Below are 20,675 nucleotides of genomic sequence, written 5' to 3' on the forward strand. Positions count from 1 at the left end.
GTACGCATCGGGTCCTTCGATCAGCTCGCGCCGAGACCGGCGTCGTCGACCGTGCTCTCACCCTCGGCCTTGAGGACCTTGTTGAGCAGGGTGAGGTCGTAGATGCCCTTGAGGTCGGGCTTCTCCAGCAGGCCCGCCTTCACCGCGTGTTCCGCCTCGGTGTTGAGGGTGGAGGCCAGCGGGTCGTTGGTGAACTGGATCGACTTCCACGCCGGGTCCAGGATGTCGGCGGGCAGCGCCTTGCCGGAGTCGGCCTCCAGCTGCGCGTTCGCGGCGGCCTTCGCCTTGTCCGGGTTGGCGTTGATCCACTTGTTGGCCTCGACCGCGGCCTTCAGTACGGCCTCGACGGCCTTCGGGTGCTCCTTGAGGAACTCCTGCCGCACGATGATGTTCGTGATCACGAACTTCTTGTCCGGCCACAGGTCCGCCTCGTCCAGAAGTACCTTGCCGCCCGCCGCGACCAGCTTGGAGGCGGTCGGCTCCGGCACCCAGGCGCCGTCGATGGAGCCGGACTTGTAGGCGTCCGGGGTGACGGAGTTGTCGGTACGGACCACCGAGACGTCGCCCTTGCCGCTCTCCGCGTCGACCTTCCAGCCCTGCTCCGCGATCCAGTTGAGGAACGCCACGTCCTGCGTGTTGCCGAGCTGAGGGGTGGCGATCTTCTTGCCCTTGACGTCCTTCAGGGACTTGATCTTCTCCGGGTTGACCACGAGCTTCACGCCGCCCGACGCCGAACCGCCGATGATGCGCAGGTTCTTGCCCTGGGACGCGGTGTAGCCGTTGATCGCCGGGGAGGGGCCGATCCACCCGATGTCGATCGAGTCGGAGTTGAGCGCCTCGATCTCGGAGGGGCCGGCGTTGAAGATCTGGTACGAGGCCTTCGTGGCGCCGAGTTCCTTCTGGAAGTACCCCTTGTTCGCGGCGACCAGCGCGGTCCCGTGCGTCAGGTTCCCGAAGTAGCCGATCTTGACGGAGTCGAGTCCGTCGATCTTCTTCGCCCCGGCGGCGACCTGGGCGGTGTCGGTCTCCTTGGCCTCGGAGCCGTAACCGCAGGCGGCGAGAGCGAGCAGCGGAAGGGCGGTTGCGGCGGCCAGGCCGCGGCGCAGGAGGGTGGAGCGGTGGACAGGCACGGGAGGTGTTCCCCTCGTTGGCCCGGCGGTCACGGTCTTTCAGGTCGTGGCCGGGAGGTCGGCAGGTTTTCGTCTACGGCGGTGGGGGGTGCGGGCGCGCGGGCAGTGCGCGTACGTCAGCGCACACATCGCGCCACCCCGCCCTGCCCGCTGCCGAGCGCACCGCTGCCGACGCGGCCGCCCTCCTTCGCGAACGTGGAGTAGTAGTCGGTGGAGTTCATGCTCAGAAGTCCCACCCGTCGTCCTCGGCCGCGTCCTTGACGGGCTCCGGGGACGCGAACGACTCGCCGACCATGCCGGCGGTGAGCGTGGTGCCGTCGTTCGGGTCGATCAGGATGAACGAGCCGGTGCGCCGCGAGTCGGCGTAGGAGTCGACCGGCAGCGGCTCGGCGGTACGGATCTTCACCCGGCCGATGTCGTTGGCGACGAGCTGTCCCGGGTGCGGGTGCAGGGACAGGTCGGCGAGCGTGAGCCGGGACGGGATGTCCTTGACGATCGCCTTCACCGTGCGGGTGCCGTGCTTGAGCAGGACCCGGTGCCCGACGGTCAGCGGGGCGTCGGCCACGTGGCACACGGTCGCCTCGACGTCCTGCGTGGTGGCCGGCGCGTCCTTGCTCGGCACGATCAGGTCGCCGCGTGAGATGTCGATGTCGTCCTCCAGCAGGACGGTCACCGACTGCGTGGTCCAGGCGATGTCGACCGGCTTGCCGAGCAGGTCGATGCCGGAGATCTTCGAGGCGCGGCCCGAGGGCAGCACGGTGACCGACTCGCCGACCCGGAAGGAACCGGCGGCGATCTGGCCCGCGTATCCCCGGTAGTCGGGGTGCTCGGAGGTCTGCGGCCGGATCACGTACTGCACGGGCAGGCGGGCGTGGCAGTGGCTCAGGTCGTGGGTGACCGGGACCGTCTCCAGGTGCTCCAGGACGGTCGGGCCGCCGTACCAGTCCATGTTCGCGGACGGCTCCACCACGTTGTCACCGGCGAGCGCCGAGATCGGGATCGCGGTGACCTCCGGGACGCCCAGCTCGAGCGCGTACGCCGTGAACTCCTCGGCGATCGCCGCGAACACGGACTCCTTGTACTCGACGAGGTCCATCTTGTTGACGGCGAGGACCACGTGCGGGACCCGGAGCAGGGCGGCCAGGGCGGCGTGCCGGCGGGTCTGCTCGACGACGCCGTTGCGGGCGTCGATGAGGATCACCGTCAGCTCGGCGGTGGAGGCGCCGGTGACCATGTTGCGGGTGTACTGCACGTGGCCCGGCGTGTCGGCGAGGATGAACCGGCGGCGCGGGGTCGCGAAGTAGCGGTATGCCACGTCGATGGTGATGCCCTGCTCCCGCTCGGCCCTCAGGCCGTCGGTGAGCAGTGCCAGGTCCGGGCCCTCCGCACCGCGGCTCGCCGAGGCGCGCTCCACGGCCTCGAGCTGGTCGGTGAGGATCGACTTGGAGTCGTGCAGCAGCCGTCCGACGAGCGTGGACTTGCCGTCGTCGACGGAGCCCGCGGTGGCGAACCGGAGCAGCGTGGTGGCCGAGAGTTCCTCGGTCGTGATGGTGCTCATGGTTAGAAGTACCCCTCGCGCTTGCGGTCTTCCATCGCGGCCTCGGACATCTTGTCGTCGGCGCGGGTGGCGCCGCGCTCGGTGAGCCGGGAGGCGGCGATCTCGGTGATCACGGCGTCCAGCGTGGTCGCGTCGGAGTCGACGGCGCCGGTGCAGGACATGTCGCCGACCGTGCGGTAGCGGACCTGCCGCTTCTCCACGGTCTCGGTGTCCTTGGGGCCGCCCCACTCGCCGGCGGTCAGCCACATGCCGGCCCGCCGGAACACCTCGCGCTCGTGGGCGAAGTAGATCTGCGGGAGTTCGATGCCCTCGCGGGCGATGTACTGCCAGACGTCCAGCTCGGTCCAGTTGGACAGCGGGAAGACGCGCACGTGCTCACCGGGGGCGTGCCGGCCGTTGTAGAGGTTCCACAGCTCGGGCCGCTGGCGGCGCGGGTCCCACTGGGAGAACTCGTCGCGCAGCGAGAACACCCGCTCCTTGGCGCGGGCCTTCTCCTCGTCGCGGCGGCCGCCGCCGAAGACGGCGTCGAACTTCTCGGCCTGGATCTTCTCGGTGAGCGGGAGGGTCTGCAGCGGGTTGCGGGTGCCGTCCGGGCGCTCCTTGAGGATGCCGCGGTCGATGTAGTCCTGCACGGAGGCGACGTGCAGCCGCAGCCCGTGCTGGTCGACCGTGCGGTCGCGGTACTCCAGCACCTCGGGGAAGTTGTGCCCGGTGTCCACGTGCAGCAGCGAGAAGGGGATCGCCGCGGGGGCGAAGGCCTTCAGCGCCAGGTGCAGCATGACGATGGAGTCCTTGCCGCCGGAGAAGAGGATCACCGGCCGCTCGAACTCGCCCGCCACCTCGCGGAAGATGTGCACCGCCTCGGACTCCAGCGCGTCCAGGTGGGAGAGGGCGTACGGGGCGTCCGTACCCTCCTCGACCTCGGCTGCGGTCGTCGTCGTCATGCCAGTCCCCTCTCGGTGAGCAGCGCGTGGACCGCGGCCGCGGACTCCTGGACGGTCTGGTCCTGCGACTCGATCCGCAGGTCGGGGGAGAGGGGCTCCTCGTACGGGTCGTCGACCCCGGTGAGCCCCGTCAGCTCGCCCGCCGCCTGCTTGGCGTACAGACCCTTCACATCGCGTTCCGAGCACACCTCGACCGGAGTCGCCACGTGCACCTCGATGTACGCCGTCCCGCTCTCCTTGTGGCGCCCCCGCACCGCGTCGCGGCTGTCGGCGTAGGGCGCGATGACCGGGACGAGCGCCATGACGCCGTTGCGCGCCAGGAGTTCGGCGAGGAAGCCGATGCGCTGCACGTTGGTGTGCCGGTCCTCGCGGCTGAAGCCGAGGCCCGCCGAGATGAACTCGCGGATCTCGTCGCCGTCGAGCACCTCGACGAGGTGGCCCTCCTCGCGCAGCCGGCCGGCCAGCTCGTACGCGATGGTGGTCTTGCCGGCACTCGGCAGACCCGTGAGCCAGACGGTGGCTCCGGTCGTCACGTGCTTCTCCTCGGGTAGGTCGGGGGTGGTCGTCATCAGTGCAGTCCGCACTCGGTCTTGCTGCGGCCCGCCCAGCGGCCGGCACGCGCGTCCTCGCCCTCCAGGACGCGGCGGGTGCAGGGTGCGCAGCCGACGGAGGCGTAGCCGTCCATCAGCAGCGGGTTGGTCAGTACGCCGTGCTCCGCGACGTAGGCGTCCACGTCGTCCTGCGTCCAGCGGGCGATCGGCGAGATCTTGACCTTCCGGCGCTTCTCGTCCCAGCCGACGACCGGGGTGTTCGCCCGGGTCGGGGACTCGTCGCGGCGCAGGCCGGTCGCCCAGGCCTGGTAGGCCGTCAGGCCCTCCTCCAGCGGCTGGACCTTGCGCATCTTGCAGCACAGGTCGGGGTCGCGGTCGTGCAGCCTGGGACCGAACTCGGCGTCCTGCTCGGCGACCGTCCGGCGCGGGGTGAGCGTGATGACGTTGACGTCCATCACGGCCTCGACCGCGTCCCGGGTCCCGATGGTCTCCGGGAAGTGGTAGCCGGTGTCGAGGAAGACGACGTCCACGCCCTTGCGTACCCGGGAGGCCAGGTGGGCGACCACCGCGTCCTCCATCGAGGAGGTCACGCAGAAGCGGGGGCCGAAGGTGTCGACCGCCCACTGGAGGATCTCCAGCGCGGTGGCGTCCTCCAGCTCGCGGCCGGCCCGCTCGGCGAGCTCCTTGAGATCGGCTGTCGTGCGTTCTTCCTGAGTCGTCGTCATATCTGATCTCCCCCTGCGTCGGAGTGCTGAAGGCCCCGGGCGAGCAGCCCGAGGAACTTCAACTGGAATGCGCGGCTGCACGCCGCGCATTCCCACGCGCCGTGGCTGCCTTCCAGGGCCTCACTGGGCCGGAGGTCCTCGTCGCCGCAGTAGGGGCAGTAGAAGGGGGCGGCTCGCTCGCTCATGACAGGGCCTCCTCGGAAGCACGGGTCGCCCAGGCGGCGAACCGCTCACCTTCCTCGCGCTCCTCCTGGAACCGCTTCAGGACGCGCTCGACGTAGTCGGGCAGTTCCTCGGAGGTGACCTTCAGGCCGCGCACCTTGCGGCCGAAACCGGCCTCCAGACCGAGCGCGCCACCCAGGTGCACCTGGTAGCCCTCGACCTGCTCGCCCTGGTCGTTGAGCATGAGCTGGCCCTTGAGACCGATGTCCGCCACCTGGATACGGGCGCAGGCGTTGGGGCAGCCGTTGAGGTTGATGGTGATCGGCTCGTCGAACTCCGGGATCCGGCGCTCCAGCTCGTCGATCAGCGCGGAGCCGCGTGCCTTGGTCTCGACGATGGCGAGCTTGCAGTACTCGATGCCGGTGCAGGCCATGGTGCCGCGCCGGAACGGGGACGGCTTGGCGGTCAGGTCCAGTGCCTCCAGGGCCTCGACCAGCGACTCGACCTGTGTCTCCTCGACGTCGAGGACGATCATCTTCTGCTCGACGGTGGTGCGGACGCGGCCCGAGCCGTGCGCCTCGGCGAGCTCCGCGATCTTCGTCAGGGTGGCGCCGTCCACGCGGCCCACGCGCGGGGCGAAACCGACGTAGAAGCGGCCGTCCTTCTGACGGTGCACGCCGACGTGGTCGCGCCAGCGCTCCACGGGCTGGGCGGGGGCCGGGCCGTCGACGAGCTCACGCTTGAGGTACTCGTCCTGCAGGATCTGGCGGAACTTCTCCGGGCCCCAGTCGGCGACCAGGAACTTCAGACGGGCGCGGGTGCGCAGCCGCCGGTAGCCGTAGTCGCGGAAGATGCCGATCACGCCCGCCCAGACGTCCGGGACCTCGTCCAGCGGGACCCAGGCGCCGAGCCGGACGCCGATCTTCGGGTTGGTGGACAGACCGCCGCCGACCCACAGGTCGAAACCGGGACCGTGCTCGGGGTGGTTCACGCCGACGAACGCGACGTCGTTGATCTCGTGGGCGACGTCGAGGAGCGGGGAACCGGAGATCGCCGTCTTGAACTTGCGCGGCAGGTTGGAGAACTCCTTGCTGCCGATGTAGCGGCTGTGGATCTCGTCCATGGCCGGAGTGCCGTCGATGATCTCGTCCGCGGCGATACCGGCGACCGGCGAGCCGATGATGACGCGCGGGGTGTCGCCGCAGGCCTCCGTGGTGGACAGACCGACCGCCTCCAGGCGGTTCCAGATCTCCGGCACGTCCTCGATGCGGATCCAGTGGTACTGCACGTTCTGCCGGTCGGTGATGTCGGCGGTGCCGCGCGCGAACTCCTGCGAGATCTCGCCGATCACCCGCAGCTGCGCGGTGGTGAGCCGGCCGCCGTCGATGCGGACGCGGAGCATGAAGTACTTGTCGTCCAGCTCCTCCGGCTCCAGGATCGCGGTCTTGCCGCCGTCGATCCCGGGCTTGCGCTGGGTGTACAGCCCCCACCAGCGCATCCGGCCGCGCAGGTCGTTGGGGTCGATCGAGTCGAAACCGCGCTTCGAGTAGATCGTCTCAATGCGTGTCCGCACATTGAGACCGTCATCGTCCTTCTTGAACTGCTCGTTGCCGTTGAGCGGGGTGAAGTGTCCCGCGGCCCACTGGCCCTCACCGCGGTGACGGCTCACCTTGCGGCGGGGAGTCGCGGCGGCAGGCTTCTGCGGGGTGGCGGCCATGGTTGATACGTCCTTCGGGACAGGCGGGAAACGCGGCTCTGACCTGCGCGCGCGGGCGCATGGGGGACATGCGCGTCTTTGCGCAGGTGGAGACGGAAGTCAGGAATGTCGGGTGTCGCTGCGGCTCGTCAGCGCGCCGGACAGATGGCGCTGGACATGCGGCCGAGGTCGACGTGTCGTCGACTCACCAAGGCAATTCCAGTTCCAGACATGACGGAAGCGTGTCATGGCGATCTGGACACAGTCCAGCTTCGTCCGTCATGTGGACACCCTTGTCCCGCAGGGTGAGACAAGGGTGTTCTCGGTCACATGGACCGAATGAGGTCTTGTCGGCCCAGGTCAGGACGGGTAGGCGCCCGGCCAGGGGCCGGGCGCGGTCACGTCCGGCTCCTCCTCGACCTTGGTGTCGAACAGCTGGAAGCCCCGGCGCAGGTAGTTGTCCATCGCGTGCTCGCCGTCCAGGCTGCAGGTGTGCAGCCACACCCGCTTGGTCGCGGCCAGTCCGGGCCAGCGGTCCGCGAGGTCCCAGGCGCGCGCGACGCCGTACGACAGCAGGTGCCCGCCGATCCGCCGGCCGCGGAAGGCCGGAATCAGCCCGAAGTAGACGATCTCCACGACCCCGTCGTCCTGCGGCTCCAGCTCCACGTACCCGGCAGGCGTCCCGTGGTCGTGGGCGACCCAGGTCTCCACCCCGGGACGGCCCAGGTGCTCCTGCCACCGTGCGTACGTCCAGCCCAGCCGGTCGATCCAGCGGATGTCCCCGCCGACCGACGCGTACAGGAAGCGGCTGAACTCGGGGGAGGGGACCTCGGAGCGCACGATCCGCACGTCCCCCTCCGGCGCGGCGGCCGGGAGGAGGTCGGTCGGGGAGGTCTGCTCCAGGGACCAGGTGGTCACGGGGATGTTGGTCATGGCCGCCAGGGAACCATCTACCCCAGCGCTGTGTCGACCGAGGCCAGCGGCAGCGCGAACAGCATCCGGCCCGACTGGGACCAGACCTCGCCGGTCGCCTCCCAGTAGGACAGCGACGGCGTACGCGCGCTCCAGCAGTGCTGGGTGTCCTCCGAGCCGCACCGGGTGGCCCGCGCCTCGTCGCCGTCCTGGCGCCACAGCGTGCCGCGCCCGTCCCGCTCCTCGGAGGCACGGCTCAGGTACCACTCGGAGCGGTACGACAGGACGCCGCCGACGTCGTCCGCCTTGGCCTCGTACGCCTCGGTGGCGTCCACGCGCCCGGCGAAGTCGGTGGCCGGCAGTCCGGAACGGGCCGGGTCGGTGCCGAAGGAGTAGCGCCACAGGAGGGCCGGGCCGTCGCCGTCCGCCGGGGCCCGCCCGCTCGCGACCAGGCTGTCGGGGACGGTGCTGCGGTCGAGGGAGAGGCCCGTGGGGCGGTCGGCGTCGGTGCCGGCCGGCCGGTAGGAGCCGACGGCGGGCAGTACGTACCGGGAGCCGTGCGCCGACCAGCCGCCGCGCACCCGGCCGACCGCGGCACTGTCCACGGTCGCGCGCTGGACGCGGTTCATGTCGAAGGCGTACAGGCCGTCGGAGGCGGTGACCAGCAGCTTGTCCTGGTACCAGACCATGCCGGAGACGTCCGAGTCCAGGGCCCGGTAGTCGCGCCCGCCGTCGACCGGGACGGTGAGCAGGACCCAGGTGTAGGTGAGACGGTCCAGGTCGTTCGCGTCGACGAAGGCGACCCGGGCGATGCCGTGGCCCGCCGTGGCGTTCTGGGACCAGCCGGAGAGGATCACACGGTTGCGTCCCCACAGGCCGTCGTCGTCCGCGTCGCCGGAGGTGGTGACCGCCCCCGCCCGCCAGGAGTGGGTGTCGGCGGCGTCCCAGCAGTGGGCCCGGGTGGCCGCGGGTTCGACGGGCAGTGCCTCGAGGTCCTCGGCCGGGCAGTCGGCCGCGGCACGCAGGCTGTGGTCGGCGTCGTCGAGGACCGCGCTCACGCCCACCGGCCGGCCCATCGTCGAGGCGAGGCGGTCGAGGGTGGCCTCGGGCACCAGCTGTTCCTGCAGCCGCAGGGAGGCGATCCGCTCCGCCGAGGTGACCGGCTTCAGCCCGCCGGGATCCTCACCGTCGGTGGCCTGGGACGCGCTGATTATGGTGGCGGCGCCGGTCAGGGCGAGGGCGGTCCCGGCCAGGAAGGCGCGAAGCGCCCTGCCCCGCCTGCGTCGGCGGTGTCTCCCGCGGTGTTTCATTCGTCCTCCCGAGGCGGGCCAACTGCGCCTACTGATCCGTACGTTGACCGAGGAGCAGGTGGGGTGGCCCGTAGGGGATGCTACGGCAGTGGGTGGTGGTTGGGGGCGAAGAACCTGCAATTATGCGGAACATGCACCCTGATGCTGTTCGGTTCGGTGGTGCTGTCGACCGGTGTTGTTCAGTCGTGCCCGTTCGTCGCCCGGGCGGCGACCACCGTCGGCGACGTCGAGCAGGGCGGCAGGTCCCGCGGGTCGGCCGGGAGGAGCACCTCGATCTCCGCGTCCTCGCAGAAACGATACGGCCGATGCTCCAGAAAGCCCCCGAGATAGCGCCGTACCCGGGACATCTCGGCCCGCACGGTCACCGTGCGGGCCGGATCGCCGAACAGGTCCTCGGCCAGGCCCGCCGCGCTGCGGCCGGTGCGGTGCAGCGCCAGCAGATAGAGCAACTCGGCGTGCCGGGGACTGAGTTCACGGCTCCAGGAGCCCGCCGAACCCGACACCGTCACCGACCAGTGCCGCGGCCGCGCCAGGTCCAGCACGATCCGGGTGGCGCTGTGCGGCACCGCGCCCTCGGTGGCCCGGACCAGCCAGCCGCCCGGCAACGGCTCCAGCGCGCACGGCCCGAGCGACGGCAGCCACCGACGCCCCGGCGTCAGCGACTTGGGCAGCGGGATCCGGTTCGTGTACGGCATGCCGGTCACCGCGGCGGTCCAGCCGTCCCGGTCCACCACCGCGGCCCGGCCGGCCAGCCGGGCCAGCACCGGGGCGGCCACCGCGCGCAGTTGCTCCAGCGAGGCCACGTGCAGCTCACGCAGCCGGGCCTCGGCGAGCTTGGCCACCGAGTCGACCCAGGCGAGCGTGGCCGGGTGCATCGTCTCCAGCGGCCCGCTCACGTCCACCACGCCGATCAGCCGGCCGTCCCTGGGGTCGGTGACGGGGGCGCCGGTGCAGGTCCAGGTGGCGTGCGAGCGGACGAAGTGCTCGGAGGCGAAGACCTGCACGGGACGCCGTACGACCGCCGGGGTGCCCACCCCGTTGGTGCCGACGACGTCCTCCCGCCAGTCGGCGCCGAGTTCGAAGCCGAGCCCGTCCGCCTTGCGCAGTACCGGCGAACTGCCCTCCCGCCACAGCACGCGGCTCTGCTCGTCGGCGACCACCATGATGTGGTGGGAGACGTCCGCGACCGACAGCAGCCCCTCCCGCAGTACCGGCAGCACATGTCTGAGGACCGTGGTCTCCCGGCGCCGCTGCACCTCCTCGCGGGACAGCAGCCCCGAGCGGAAGCCGTGGTCGGGATCGACGCCGCCGCGCAGCATGCGTTCCCAGGACTCCTCGATCACCGGCCGTGGCGCCACCGGGGTGCGCTGCCCCGCGAGCCTGGCGGAGCGGACCTCGCTGAGTACGCGGGCGGCACGAGCCGAGTCCACGGCGGCGAGTTGCGTCACGTCCGCCGACGAGAGCGCCACGGGACCTCCCGGAAGTAGAGCGCGGGGCAACCGGTTACCGAGCGCTTTTCGGCCACGGTCCGGAAGTCCGTACTGACTGTCCGTCTCATAGTGCCGCCTGCCCGGCTCGGAGGGGCACACTCCGCACACAGCCGCCCACAAGTTGCAACCCCCTGCAACCCTGGTGGTCGGCCCCGCCGTGCTCGAAACTTGAGCGACGTCGCCCCAGGCGGCGCACATGGCTCCAACGGGCCAGTGGCGGGGGTGGTGCCGTGTCGGCGCAGCACCACCCCCAACCTCAACCTCCCGGTTCTCGGGCCGTTCCCCTCCGCTCAGGCCTCCGGCCTGGCCCGGTTCACCACCGACGCCAGGTCCAGGGTCGACGGCAGCGTCCCGAAGGCCGCGCCCCCGTCGCCGCCCAGCCGGGAGGCACAGAACGCGTCGGCGACCTCCGGGGGCGCGTACCGCACGAGCAGCGACCCCTGCAGTACCAGGGCGAGCCGCTCGGTCAGCCGCCGGGCCCGGCCCTCGACGCCCTCCAGGTCGGCGAGTTCGGTCAGCAGATCCTTGATCGCCGCGTCCAGCCGGTGATCGGCCCCGCGGGCGGCGCCGACCTCCTGGAGGTAGGCGTTCAGCGCCATCGGCTCCCGTCGCAGCGCGCGCAGCACGTCCAGCGCCTGGACGTTCCCCGCGCCCTCCCAGATCGAGTTGAGCGGCGACTCGCGCACCAGCCGGGGCATGCCCGACTCCTCGACGTACCCGTTGCCGCCCAGGCACTCGGACGCCTCGACCGTCACCGGCGTACACCGCTTGGTCACCCAGTACTTGGCGGCCGGTACCGCGATCCTCAGCAGCGCCCGCTCCTGTTCGCCGCCGTCGTCGTAGGCCGCCGCGAGCCGCAGCGCGAGCGTGGTCGCCGCCTCCGACTCCAGTGCGAGGTCGGCCAGCACGTTGCGCATCAGCGGCTGGTCGACGAGCTTCGCGCCGAACGCCTCGCGGTGCGTGCAGTGGTGGACGGCCTGCGCGACCGCCTGCCGCATCAGGCCCGCCGAGCCGAGGACGCAGTCGAGCCGGGTCGCCGCCACCATCTCGATGATGGTGCGCACCCCGTGCCCCTCCTCGCCGACCCGGCGCGCCCAGGTCCCGTCGAACTCGACCTCGCCCGACGCGTTGGAGCGGTTGCCGAGTTTGTCCTTGAGCCGCTGGATCATGAAGACGTTGCGGGTGTCGTCCTCCAGCACCCGCGGCACCAGGAAGCAGGTCAGCCCCTGCGGGGCCTGCGCGAGCACCAGGAAGCCGTCCGACATCGGTGCCGAGCAGAACCACTTGTGCCCGGTCAGCTCGTACGTCCCGTCCTCGGCGAGGGGAGTGGCGGCCGTCGTGTTGGCCCGTACGTCGCTGCCGCCCTGCTTCTCCGTCATGCCCATCCCGAACAGGGCACCCGCCTTCAGCCGGGCGGGCCGCAGCTCACGGTCGTAGACCATAGAGGTGAGCCGGGGCTCCCACTCGGCGGCGAGCGCGGGGTCGGTGCGCAGGGCGGGCACCGCCGCGTGGGTCATCGACAGCGGGCACAGGTTGCCGGCGTCGACCTGCGTCCACACCACGAACGCGGCCGCCCGGCGCACCTGCCCCGCGGGCCGGGACCAGGCGGCGGTCAGGCCCCCGGAGACGCCCTTGCCGAGCAGCCGGTGCCAGGCCGGATGGAAGTCGACCTCGTCGACGCGATGCCCGTGCCGGTCGTGGGTGCGCAGGGTCGGCGGGTTCTCGTTCGCCTGCGCCCCCCACTCCTGCAGCTGAGCCGAACCGGCGGCCCGGCCGAGCGCCGCCAGCTCGCCACGGACGTCCTCGATCACGCCGGGGGCCGTGTGCCGGTCCACCGCCGCCGTCAGGACACGGTCCCCGGTGAACACGTCGTACCCGGTCAGCGGCGGAGGCTGATTGCTCACGGTGTGGGTGCTGCCTGCCATGACGCGAACCTACCCCGCCCCGCACGCGTCACCACCCGGGCACGACAGCCTGACCGCACGCGGGCCCAGCCCGCCCGGCGCCGGCGTCCCGCCCGGCTTCCCCCGCGTGTCCCACCCTCGCGCTCACCCCGCCGCCCGTCATGTCCCCCTCACGCAAGCTGACGCCGGCGTCGCCGACGGCTCCGGCGCGGCGGTCTGCCAGTCGTCGCGGTAGACCGTGTCGAGGTAGCGCTCGCCGAGGTCCGGGGCGATGGCCGCCGCCAGCCGACGGATCGTCGGGTGACCGTATGTCCTTCACCTGCGAGGGTTCCGCTTGCCGTGCCCGACATTCCGGCTAACGCGGACATGACAGAAGAATGGTTCGATTTGCTCGTGGAGTGCAGGCAGGCGCGGCGGATACCTTTAGGTCGTGCAGCCAGCAAGTGAATCCCCCGAGCCCTCCGGCCGTCTCCACCGGGCACGAGCCCTTTACCGGAACGTCTCCAAGCGCAGGACCGCCTGGCTGCTGCTCAAGGACACCGTCAACTCGTGCATGGAGTACCGCATCCTCGGCCTCGCGGCCGAAGCCGCCTTCTTCACGCTGCTGTCCGTGCCGCCGCTGCTGCTGAGCATGATCGGGCTGCTCGGCTACGTCGACGACTGGACCGGCGCCGACACCATCGCGAGCCTGGAGACGAACATCCTGGAGGCATCGAGCACGGTCCTGTCCGACAAGGGTGTCACCGAGATCGCCCAGCCGATCCTGCACGACGTGATGAAGGGCGGCAGGCCCGACGTCATCTCCATCGGCTTCCTGTTCGCCCTGTGGTCCGGCTCCCGCGCGGTGAACGTCTTCATCGACACCATCACCGTGATGTACGGCCTCGACGGCGTCCGCGGCATCGTCAAGACCCGCCTGATGGCCTTCCTGCTGTTCATCGTGGCCCTGCTCATCGGCTCCATCGCGCTGCCGCTGATGGTGGCCGGACCTGACGCGGTCGTGAACATCGTGCCCTGGTCGACGACCGTCGTACAGGTGCTCTACTGGCCCGTCGTCATCGTGCTGTCCATCGCCTTCCTGACCACGCTCTACCACGTGTCGGTGCCCGTGCGCTCCCCGTGGATCGAGGACGTGCCCGGCGCCCTGGTGGCCCTCGCCATGTGGGTCCTGGGCAGCTTCCTGCTGCGCATCTACCTGACCAACACGGTCGAGGGCCCCACCATCTACGGCTCCCTCGCCGCCCCCGTCGCCGTACTGCTGTGGATCGGCGTGTCCGCCTTCGCCGTCCTGGTCGGCGCCGCCGTCAACGCCGCCATCGACCGCGTCTGGCCGGCCGCTGCGACGGCCGCCGCCCGCGCCGCCAACGAACGGCTGCGCGAGGCCCAGGTCGCCGAGTACGTCGCCCGTGCCACCGCGGCCCGCGAGGCGGAGCCCTACGACCCCGACGACCCGGACATGCCCTCCGAGTTCCCGGAACGCTGGTCACGGTTCCTGCCCCCGGAGGACGTGACGTCGAGGCTCCGCACCCATGTGAAGAGCACCCATCCGCCGCACCACGACCACCACCACAAGGACGACGGCTCCTGACGCCCGGGCGGAGCACCGCCCTACGCCTTCCACGCCCCCGTCCTGGCCGCCTCCCGCGCGAAGTCCCGGAAGTCCCGCGCCGCACGTCCGAGCACCTCGGGCACATCCTCGGTCAGGTGCGCGTTGCGCCCGTCCATGAGCCCGTCGAACACCTCGGTCAACAACTCCACCTCCTCCGGCGGCACCCCGAACCCCGCCAGCGCCTCCCCGTACGCCCGCGTGGGCACCGGCGTGTACGCGATCCTCACCCCCGCGGCCTGCGAGATCTCCGCGACCGCCTCCCGCCAGGACAGCAGCCGCGGACCCGTGAGTTCCAGCGTCCGTCCGACATGGCGGTCCCCGCCCGTCAGCACGGCCGCGACCACCTCCCCGACGTCCCGCAGGTCGACGAACGGCTCCCGCACCTCACCGGCCGGGAAGACCAGCTCCCCCTGCCGCAACCCCTCCACCAGCGGCCCCTCGCTGAAGTTCTGCGCGAACCACGACGCCCGCAGGACCGTCCAGTCCGCGCCGGACGAGGTCAGCGCCTCCTCGGTCGCCAGCGCCTGCTCCTCGCCCCGCGCCGACAGCAGCACCAGCCGCCGTACGCCGAGCCCGACCGCCTCCCGGGCGAGCGCGCCGACCCCCTCCGCGGCCGCGGGCGAACCGACGTCGGACGGGTACACGAGGTACGCCGCGTCGGCGTCCCGCAGGGACTGTGCCCAGGTCGTCGGGTTCTCCCAGTCGAAGCCCTGGCCGCGGCCCGCGGCCCGCACCGTCAGCCCGGCCGTCCGCGCGGCCCGGGCGACCCGGCTCCCGGTACGCCCGGAGGCACCGGTCACCACCACTGTCATGTTCCGCTTCTGCGCCTTGGTTTCCGTCATGCCTCCAGTCAAGGACCGCGCGCTGTGACAGCCCATCGCCGAACGGCTCATTCCCATGCGCGGGCGTCTACGCTGACGGCATGGACGCTCTCGCAGGCCTCCTGGAGGGCCCTCGCGCCCGGGGCGCCTTCATGATCCGTGCGTGTTTCGATCCGCCGTGGGCGATCCGCGTCGAGGACCGCGCCCCGCTCACGGTGATGCTGATGGTCCGCGGCGAGTCCTGGATCGTGCCGGACACGGGGGAGCCGGTGCGGCTGCGGGCCGGCGAGCTCGCCATCGCCCGCGGCCCCGACCCGTACACCTGCGCCGACGACCCCGGCACCGCGCCCCAGGCGCTGATCCTGCCCGGCGCCGAGTGCCGTTACCCGGACGGACGGCCCCTCAACGGGTCCATGGACATCGGCGTGCGCAGCTGGGGCGACGGGGCGGACGGCTCCACCGTCATGCTGATCGGGACGTACCTGGTCCAGGGCGAGATCAGCGGCCCGCTCCTCGACGCGCTGCCGCCGCTGCTCTCCCTCACCGCCGACCGGTGGCAGTGCGCCCTCACGCCGGTCCTCATGGACGAGGTCGTCCGCGACGAGCCCGGCCAGGAGGTCGTCCTGGACCGCCTCCTGGACCTGCTGGTCATCGCCGCGCTCAGGACCTGGTTCGCCCGCCCGGAGGCGGAGCCGCCCGCCTGGTACGCGGCGCTCGCCGACCCCGTCGTCGGCCGCGTGCTCCGCCTGGTCCAGGACGATCCCGCCCACCCCTGGACGGTGGCCACCCTCGCGGCCAAGGCCGGGGTGTCCCGGGCCGCGCTCGCCCGCCGGTTCACGGAACGGGTGGGGGAGCCGCCGATGACGTACCTCACCGGGTGGCGCCTCGCGCTGGCCGCGGACCGGTTGCGCGCCACCGACGACACGCTGGAGGCGATCGCCCGCCAGGTCGGCTACGGCAGCGCGTTCGCCCTGTCGAGCGCGTTCAAGCGGGTGTACGGGGTGAGCCCGCAGGAGCACCGGACGCGGGTGCCCTAGGGGGATCAGGGCCGCGGCGTAGCCTGGCGTACGTGTACGAGGAGCGGGCGTCCCGGCTGACCGGGGCGGTGGTGTGGACGAGCACCCCGACCGGCACCGGCGCCGGGCGGGTGCTGCCCGACGGCTGTATGGACCTGCTGTGGCACGAGGGCCGGCTGGTGGTCGCCGGGCCCGACACGCGTGCCCAGGTCATCGGGGGCGCACCGAGTGTCTGGGCCGGGGTCCGCTTCTACCCGGGCACCGCGCCCGCTCTCCTGGGCGTGCCCGCGCAGGAGCTGCGCGACCGGCGGGTGGACCTGGCGGATCTGTGGCCGGCCGCGCAGGTGCGGCGGGCCACGGCACGGGTGAACGCCGCCGCCGACCCGGCGAGCGGGCTGGAGCGGGTGGCGCTGGAGCGGGCGGCCGCGGCCGGTCCCGCGGACCCGCTGCTGCGTCAGGTGGTCGCCGCTCTCGAACAGGGCCGTCCGGTCGCCGCGACCGCCGACGAACTCGGCGTCGGCGCCCGCCGGTTGCACCGCCGCTGCCTGAACGCCTTCGGCTACGGCCCCAAGACCCTCGCCCGGATCCTGCGGCTCCAGCGTGCCCTCGCCCTGGCCCGCTCCGGCGTGCCCCTCGCTCAGACGGCGGCCCGGTCCGGTTTCGCGGACCAGGCCCACCTGACCAGGGACGTCAAGGAGCTGGCGGGTCTGTCACCGAGGGAGCTACTGGGCCACCCCGGGTAGCGGGGCGAACAGGTCCACCCCGTTGCCGTCCGGGTCGAGCACCACGGCGTACCGCTGCCCCCACACGGCGTCCCACGGCTTCAGCTCACCGCGGTACCCGGCCCCCACCATCTCCGTGTACACCGCGTCGACCTCGGCCGGGCTCGCGCACAGCAGTGCGATCGAGATGCGTCCGCCCTCGGCCGGCGGCTGCCACGCGGGCTGGATCGCCCGGACGGTCTCCTCGCTGTCGAGCATCAGCCGCAGCCCGCCCGGCAGTTCGGCCTCGACGTGCGGCTGCTCCTCGGCGCCCTCGGGGAAGGCGAAACCGAGACGGCGGTAGAAGGCGACGGAGGCGGCCAGGTCGGAGGCCACCATGCCGATCGCGTCGAATCGTGGAGTCATGGGGCCACCGTAGGCGGGGCGGCGGCGGGAGGTCTTGAAGGAATCGGACAGCTGCGCATCGCCGGGGCCCGGGGCGTCCCCGCCCGTCCCACGCCGTCCCGCCCGGTCCCCGGCCGACCCGCTCTCCGCGGGGACGCGGCCGTCCGGAGCCTGGGCCGTCCCGTACCGGTCCAGGTACGCCGCCGGACCTCGCCGTGCCGGGCCGCGAGGGTGACTCTTGGTCGTGCCAAGCGAGACGAGCCGCCCCAGGGGGGAACCACGGGGGCCGGCGGTTCGAAAGGAAGACCGCATGAGCATGCGCAATCGGGCTGTGGCGACGGTGTCCGCAGCGTTGCTGGTGGCCGGGGGCACCGTGACGGCCCTGGCACCGGCCGCGAACGCCGCCGACTACCACGGCGTCGACGGCAACAGCTTCGTCCACGACGACTGGCAGGACGAGGAGAACCTCGGCGTCGACGACTACGCCCAGAGCAACGCGACGGCCCTGTGGGAGACCGTCCTGTGGGCGGACGGCGCCATGTACGAGGACGAGGACGGCGACTGGCACCCCTTCAGGAAGAACAAGATCGACGGCTCGTTCGGCCCGGAGACCGAGTCGGCCACCCAGTGGTGGCAGAACCACCACGGCCTCGCCGAGGACGACGGCGTCGTCACCGACGACTGCTGGGAGTCCGCCCAGACCCGGCTCAACGGCCCCTTCGCGGGCGGCACCGTCCAGTACCTCGGCAGCGCCCGGACCGTCACCTTCAAGCGGGTCAGCGGCAAGTACCGGGTGAAGCACAGGGGCACCGGATCCTGGAAGATCGCGTACTACGACAAGGTCGGCTGATCCGGGGCGGGACCCGGACACCACGAGGGGCAGCCCGACCGGGCTGCCCCTCGCGTCCGCCGCACCGGCACGGCCGTCACGGTGGCCGCGGGGTCCGGCTCCGCGGCCTTGACGTCCGCCTCCTCCCGCAGGGCCTTGCGCGCCCGGTGCAGTCGGACCCGCGCCGTGACCTGGCGGATGCCCAGCGCGGCCGCCGCCTCCGTGACCGTGGGCTGGTCCACCGCGATCAGTTCCAGGACGGCCCGCTCGCCCTCGGGGAGCCTCGCCAGCGCCGCCAGGGCACGCCGGCCGGGGCTCTTCGCGTCGATCTTGTCCTCTATGCGGACGATGTCGTCGGCCTCCGGCAACCGCCGCCCGCAGAAGCGCAGATCGCGTTCCGCCTCCCGGGCGACCCGGCGACCCGGCGGCGCTCCGACGACACGACGTTGCGCGCGATTGCCGTACAGCCAGGCCGTCTCGCTGCCCAGGCGCGGACGGTAGGAGTCGGCCGAGTCGAGGACGGCGAGGAATATCCCGGCCGTCAGGTCGGCCGCCGTGTTCGGGTCGTCGACCCGCCGGGCCACGAAACGCAGCACGGTGTCCACGTGCCGCCGGTGGAACTCCTCGAGGAGCCGCGGGTCGCGTACCGCCGTGGCCGGCCCGCCCCGTAACTGTTCCGCGCCGTCCACAGGCGAGTCCTTCTCGTCGGAGGCTTCCCGGTCCCCTTCGTCGGAGGTGTACCAGAGTTCTTCGAAGGCACTTCACCTGTCCTTGGACCGAGAAGCGAAAAGCGTTACAGGACGCACCCGATGGGCGAAGAGGTCACGCCCGGGTCCGTCGATCGGGTCGGCCGGGTGAGGTCAGCCGCCCACCGACGGCAGCACCCACAGCAGCCCCGCCGTCAGCAGTGCGACGACGGCGAACGCGAACAGCGCCGCCGTCCGCCAGCGCCGGTACTCCGCACCGGGCGGCAGCGGCGGGGCCTGGGGCGGTCCGGCGGGTGACGCCGGGGCGGCGGCCACCGCCCCGCGCGGCCAGGTCGGGTGGGCCAGGTCCCACAGCGCCAGCAGCCGCGCCTGGTCCGCTCCCGCGACCCGGCACAGTGCCTGGACCGCCCCCCTCGGTGGCTGCTTGGTCCCGCTGAGATACCGCTGCCAGGACGATTTGCTGTACGCGGTCCGCCTGGCCAGTTCGGCAAGGCTCAGGCCCGTACGGTCCTTCAGGCCACGCAGCTGCTCGACCAGGTGCCGGGCCTCCCTCGGCAGTGCGTCCGGCAGCGGCCGCCAGCAAGTCATGGTCGCCCCCCAAGTGCCCGCCGCCGCCCGGTTCCCGCACGACGACGCCCTCCCCGCCGCATCCTTCGACGCCCGGCCGACCCGGCCAGTTCCCTTCCTCCGGATCTGAGCGGAAGTGAACGAATCCGGCGGTCGGTGGCCGCCCGTGCAGGTGTCCGGAACGAGGATGCGTCCGGAACGAGGATGCGTCCGGCAGGCCTGGCAGTCCCGGGAACCCTGGGGGTCCTGGAAGCCCTGGTGTCCTGGCTGGTGCTGTGACCGCATGGGTTCGCCGGGTCGACGGTCGTGGCGGTTGCATGGTGGGCGGTCACCTACGACTGCCATGTCTGCCGGCAGCCCTACGAGCGCCCCGACCTGGCCGCCTGCGCCACGCACGACGCGGTAGGACGGCATCATCGCGTCGAAGGCGCCCTTGAACTGCTGAATCGACCCACAAAGCCCTGACCGCACCACACGGGCCTCGACCCGGAATCCTGGGGACAGGGACTGTGCGACGGGGACTTGACGCCACGTAGGTGGGCATTTTCCGGAATCCCAGCAGTACGCGCTGGCGGGAGGCCTCCGGCCGGCCGCCCCACCCGTCCAGTCATGCCGGTATGGGCAGCAACGGCCGGATGACCTGCCATTGGGGATTCGGGCCATGCCGCAGCCGAGGACCACTCGGATGGTCGCCTGGGCCTGAGGCTGAGGCTGGGGACGCGCTTCAGCGAGGCAGCAGGACGTCGACCTGCCTGCGGATGACCTGCACGATCTCCTCGACGCTCAAGGCGAGGTTCACGCTCGCCGCCATGCTGAGGACCATCACGGCGGACACGATGTGTGCCAGCGTCGCGGCGTCGCCCTCTGCGACCCGATCGTCTCGGCGCAGCACGGCGGCGACGGCCTCCTCGGTCTGCGCGACGATGGCCAGTGCCGCGCCGTGCCGGGGCTCCTCGGGGTCGCCGAAGACCATCTCTCGCAGGTAGGTGCGTCCGTTGTCGATCTGGATGCGGTTGCACTCGACGATCGGCCGGACGATCGCCAGCACCGCGTCCAGCACGCCGGGGACGGCCTCGGCGTCCGCCCGGCCCTGCTCAAGTGCTTCGACGTACTTGGCGTTCTGGACAAGGAGGAGGAGTTCGCCCTTGGTCTTGGCATAAAGGAACAGGGTCCCGGTGCCGATGTCGGCCTGGTCGGCGATCTGCTGGGTCGTGACCTCAACGACGCCGTGTTCGGCGAACAGTTCACTGGCGGCAGCGACGATGCGGTCGAGTTTCTCCTGCTTGTTCCGCTCGCGCCGTCCGACCGGCCGGGAGGCGACAGGCATCGGTGGTGTCCTCGTGCGTTCTGTGTCGCCCGTCGCGGTTGCGGCGGGTCAGCTGAGGCCGATGACGGACTTGCCGCGGATGCCGCCCTGGGACAGGGACTGCAGCGCCTGCGGGGTCTGGTCGAAGCCGAACACCTTTCCCACCACCGGGCGCACCACGCCCTGGTCGACGAGGGTGGTGATCTGGCGGAGCTGGTCGCCGTTGGCGCGCATGAACAGGAACTCGTACGTCACGCCGAGCTTCTTGGCCTGCCTGCGGATCTTGCCGCTCAGGGCTGCGACCGCCAGGCGCATCAGCGGGTTCAGGCCGG

At 71.7% G+C, this 20,675-nt stretch carries 22 protein-coding genes; 4 read left to right on the forward strand and 18 right to left on the reverse strand.

From position 1 onward, the window contains the following. Positions 1-20: 20 nt before the first annotated feature. The 12 genes from AQJ84_RS01230 to AQJ84_RS01285 form a co-directional block, all read right to left on the reverse strand. Positions 21-1,130, reverse strand: coding sequence for an aliphatic sulfonate ABC transporter substrate-binding protein (locus tag AQJ84_RS01230; protein ID WP_030045631.1), 1,110 nt, complete (start codon positions 1,128-1,130; stop codon positions 21-23). Positions 1,131-1,353: 223 nt separating this feature from the next. Continuing rightward, positions 1,354-2,688 (reverse strand): sulfate adenylyltransferase subunit 1, encoded by a 1,335-nt coding sequence (locus tag AQJ84_RS01240; RefSeq protein ID WP_053192735.1) that lies wholly within the window; start codon positions 2,686-2,688, stop codon positions 1,354-1,356. Between the two features lie 2 nt (positions 2,689-2,690). After that, positions 2,691-3,632 (reverse strand): sulfate adenylyltransferase subunit CysD, encoded by a 942-nt coding sequence (cysD, locus tag AQJ84_RS01245; RefSeq protein ID WP_030045636.1) that lies wholly within the window; start codon positions 3,630-3,632, stop codon positions 2,691-2,693. Beyond that, positions 3,629-4,201 carry an adenylyl-sulfate kinase gene (gene cysC / locus AQJ84_RS01250; protein WP_030045637.1) on the reverse strand — a complete coding sequence of 191 codons (573 nt, stop codon included), beginning with the start codon at positions 4,199-4,201 and terminating at the stop codon, positions 3,629-3,631. Before cysC ends, cysD begins: the two co-directional genes overlap by 4 nt. Next, on the reverse strand, positions 4,201-4,908 hold the full coding sequence (locus AQJ84_RS01255; protein WP_030045638.1) for a phosphoadenylyl-sulfate reductase: 708 nt from the start codon (positions 4,906-4,908) through the stop codon (positions 4,201-4,203). Before AQJ84_RS01255 ends, cysC begins: the two co-directional genes overlap by 1 nt. Next, entirely contained in the window at positions 4,905-5,093 is a 189-nt protein-coding gene (locus tag AQJ84_RS01260; RefSeq protein WP_030045639.1) for a hypothetical protein, read from the reverse strand. Before AQJ84_RS01260 ends, AQJ84_RS01255 begins: the two co-directional genes overlap by 4 nt. Then, complete coding sequence (locus AQJ84_RS01265) at positions 5,090-6,787, reverse strand: nitrite/sulfite reductase (protein WP_053192733.1); 1,698 nt, start codon at positions 6,785-6,787, stop codon at positions 5,090-5,092. Before AQJ84_RS01265 ends, AQJ84_RS01260 begins: the two co-directional genes overlap by 4 nt. A gap of 128 nt (positions 6,788-6,915) precedes the next feature. Beyond that, on the reverse strand, positions 6,916-6,999 hold the full coding sequence (locus AQJ84_RS44885; RefSeq protein WP_310591794.1) for a putative leader peptide: 84 nt from the start codon (positions 6,997-6,999) through the stop codon (positions 6,916-6,918). Positions 7,000-7,126: 127 nt separating this feature from the next. Beyond that, entirely contained in the window at positions 7,127-7,699 is a 573-nt protein-coding gene (locus AQJ84_RS01270) for a GNAT family N-acetyltransferase (protein ID WP_030045642.1), read from the reverse strand. A 17-nt stretch (positions 7,700-7,716) separates the two neighbouring features. Continuing rightward, a complete protein-coding gene (locus AQJ84_RS01275; protein ID WP_053192731.1) occupies positions 7,717-8,988 on the reverse strand; it encodes a hypothetical protein in 1,272 nt (423 codons plus the stop codon). Positions 8,989-9,167: 179 nt separating this feature from the next. Beyond that, positions 9,168-10,457, reverse strand: coding sequence for a GAF domain-containing protein (locus tag AQJ84_RS01280; RefSeq protein WP_030045645.1), 1,290 nt, complete (start codon positions 10,455-10,457; stop codon positions 9,168-9,170). A gap of 311 nt (positions 10,458-10,768) precedes the next feature. Beyond that, on the reverse strand, positions 10,769-12,403 hold the full coding sequence (locus AQJ84_RS01285; RefSeq protein WP_030045646.1) for an acyl-CoA dehydrogenase family protein: 1,635 nt from the start codon (positions 12,401-12,403) through the stop codon (positions 10,769-10,771). Between the two features lie 409 nt (positions 12,404-12,812). Between AQJ84_RS01285 and AQJ84_RS01290 the strand changes: the two genes are divergently transcribed. After that, positions 12,813-13,970: a YihY/virulence factor BrkB family protein gene (locus AQJ84_RS01290; RefSeq protein ID WP_030045647.1), complete on the forward strand. Its 1,158-nt coding sequence runs from the start codon at positions 12,813-12,815 to the stop codon at positions 13,968-13,970. A 20-nt stretch (positions 13,971-13,990) separates the two neighbouring features. Here AQJ84_RS01290 and AQJ84_RS01295 read toward each other — a convergent pair whose 3' ends face one another. Then, entirely contained in the window at positions 13,991-14,833 is an 843-nt protein-coding gene (locus AQJ84_RS01295; protein WP_030045648.1) for a Rossmann-fold NAD(P)-binding domain-containing protein, read from the reverse strand. Positions 14,834-14,913: 80 nt separating this feature from the next. On the opposite strand from AQJ84_RS01295, the gene AQJ84_RS01300 reads away from it, so the two are divergent. Beyond that, complete coding sequence (locus AQJ84_RS01300; protein WP_030045649.1) at positions 14,914-15,849, forward strand: AraC family transcriptional regulator; 936 nt, start codon at positions 14,914-14,916, stop codon at positions 15,847-15,849. Between the two features lie 32 nt (positions 15,850-15,881). Beyond that, positions 15,882-16,571, forward strand: a complete 690-nt coding sequence (locus AQJ84_RS01305; RefSeq protein WP_053192728.1) for a helix-turn-helix transcriptional regulator — start codon at positions 15,882-15,884, stop codon at positions 16,569-16,571. On the opposite strand, the gene AQJ84_RS01310 is transcribed toward AQJ84_RS01305, so the two are convergent. Beyond that, positions 16,551-16,955: a VOC family protein gene (locus tag AQJ84_RS01310; RefSeq protein WP_078632491.1), complete on the reverse strand. Its 405-nt coding sequence runs from the start codon at positions 16,953-16,955 to the stop codon at positions 16,551-16,553. The genes AQJ84_RS01305 and AQJ84_RS01310 overlap by 21 nt on opposite strands. Before the next feature lie 289 nt (positions 16,956-17,244). Here AQJ84_RS01310 and AQJ84_RS01315 point away from each other — a divergent pair, with 289 nt between their 5' ends. Beyond that, positions 17,245-17,784 carry a peptidoglycan-binding domain-containing protein gene (locus tag AQJ84_RS01315; RefSeq protein WP_030045653.1) on the forward strand — a complete coding sequence of 180 codons (540 nt, stop codon included), beginning with the start codon at positions 17,245-17,247 and terminating at the stop codon, positions 17,782-17,784. Here the strand turns inward: AQJ84_RS01315 and AQJ84_RS01320 are convergent. From AQJ84_RS01320 to AQJ84_RS01335, 4 genes are all read right to left on the reverse strand, one after another. After that, the gene (locus tag AQJ84_RS01320; protein ID WP_051870313.1) at positions 17,766-18,452 is read right to left on the reverse strand and encodes an RNA polymerase sigma factor; all 687 of its coding nucleotides are present in this window, start codon (positions 18,450-18,452) and stop codon (positions 17,766-17,768) included. The two genes, AQJ84_RS01315 and AQJ84_RS01320, sit on opposite strands and share 19 nt — an antisense overlap. Before the next feature lie 171 nt (positions 18,453-18,623). Next, positions 18,624-19,058: a helix-turn-helix domain-containing protein gene (locus tag AQJ84_RS01325; protein ID WP_030045655.1), complete on the reverse strand. Its 435-nt coding sequence runs from the start codon at positions 19,056-19,058 to the stop codon at positions 18,624-18,626. 703 nt (positions 19,059-19,761) lie between these two features. Beyond that, on the reverse strand, positions 19,762-20,364 hold the full coding sequence (locus AQJ84_RS01330) for a TetR/AcrR family transcriptional regulator (protein WP_059198789.1): 603 nt from the start codon (positions 20,362-20,364) through the stop codon (positions 19,762-19,764). A 48-nt stretch (positions 20,365-20,412) separates the two neighbouring features. Continuing rightward, on the reverse strand, positions 20,413-20,675 hold a 263-nt coding region (locus AQJ84_RS01335), incomplete at its 5' end, for a zinc-binding dehydrogenase (RefSeq protein WP_159042779.1).

Source organism: Streptomyces resistomycificus (assembly GCF_001514265.1).
GTDB classification, from domain to species: domain Bacteria; phylum Actinomycetota; class Actinomycetes; order Streptomycetales; family Streptomycetaceae; genus Streptomyces; species Streptomyces resistomycificus.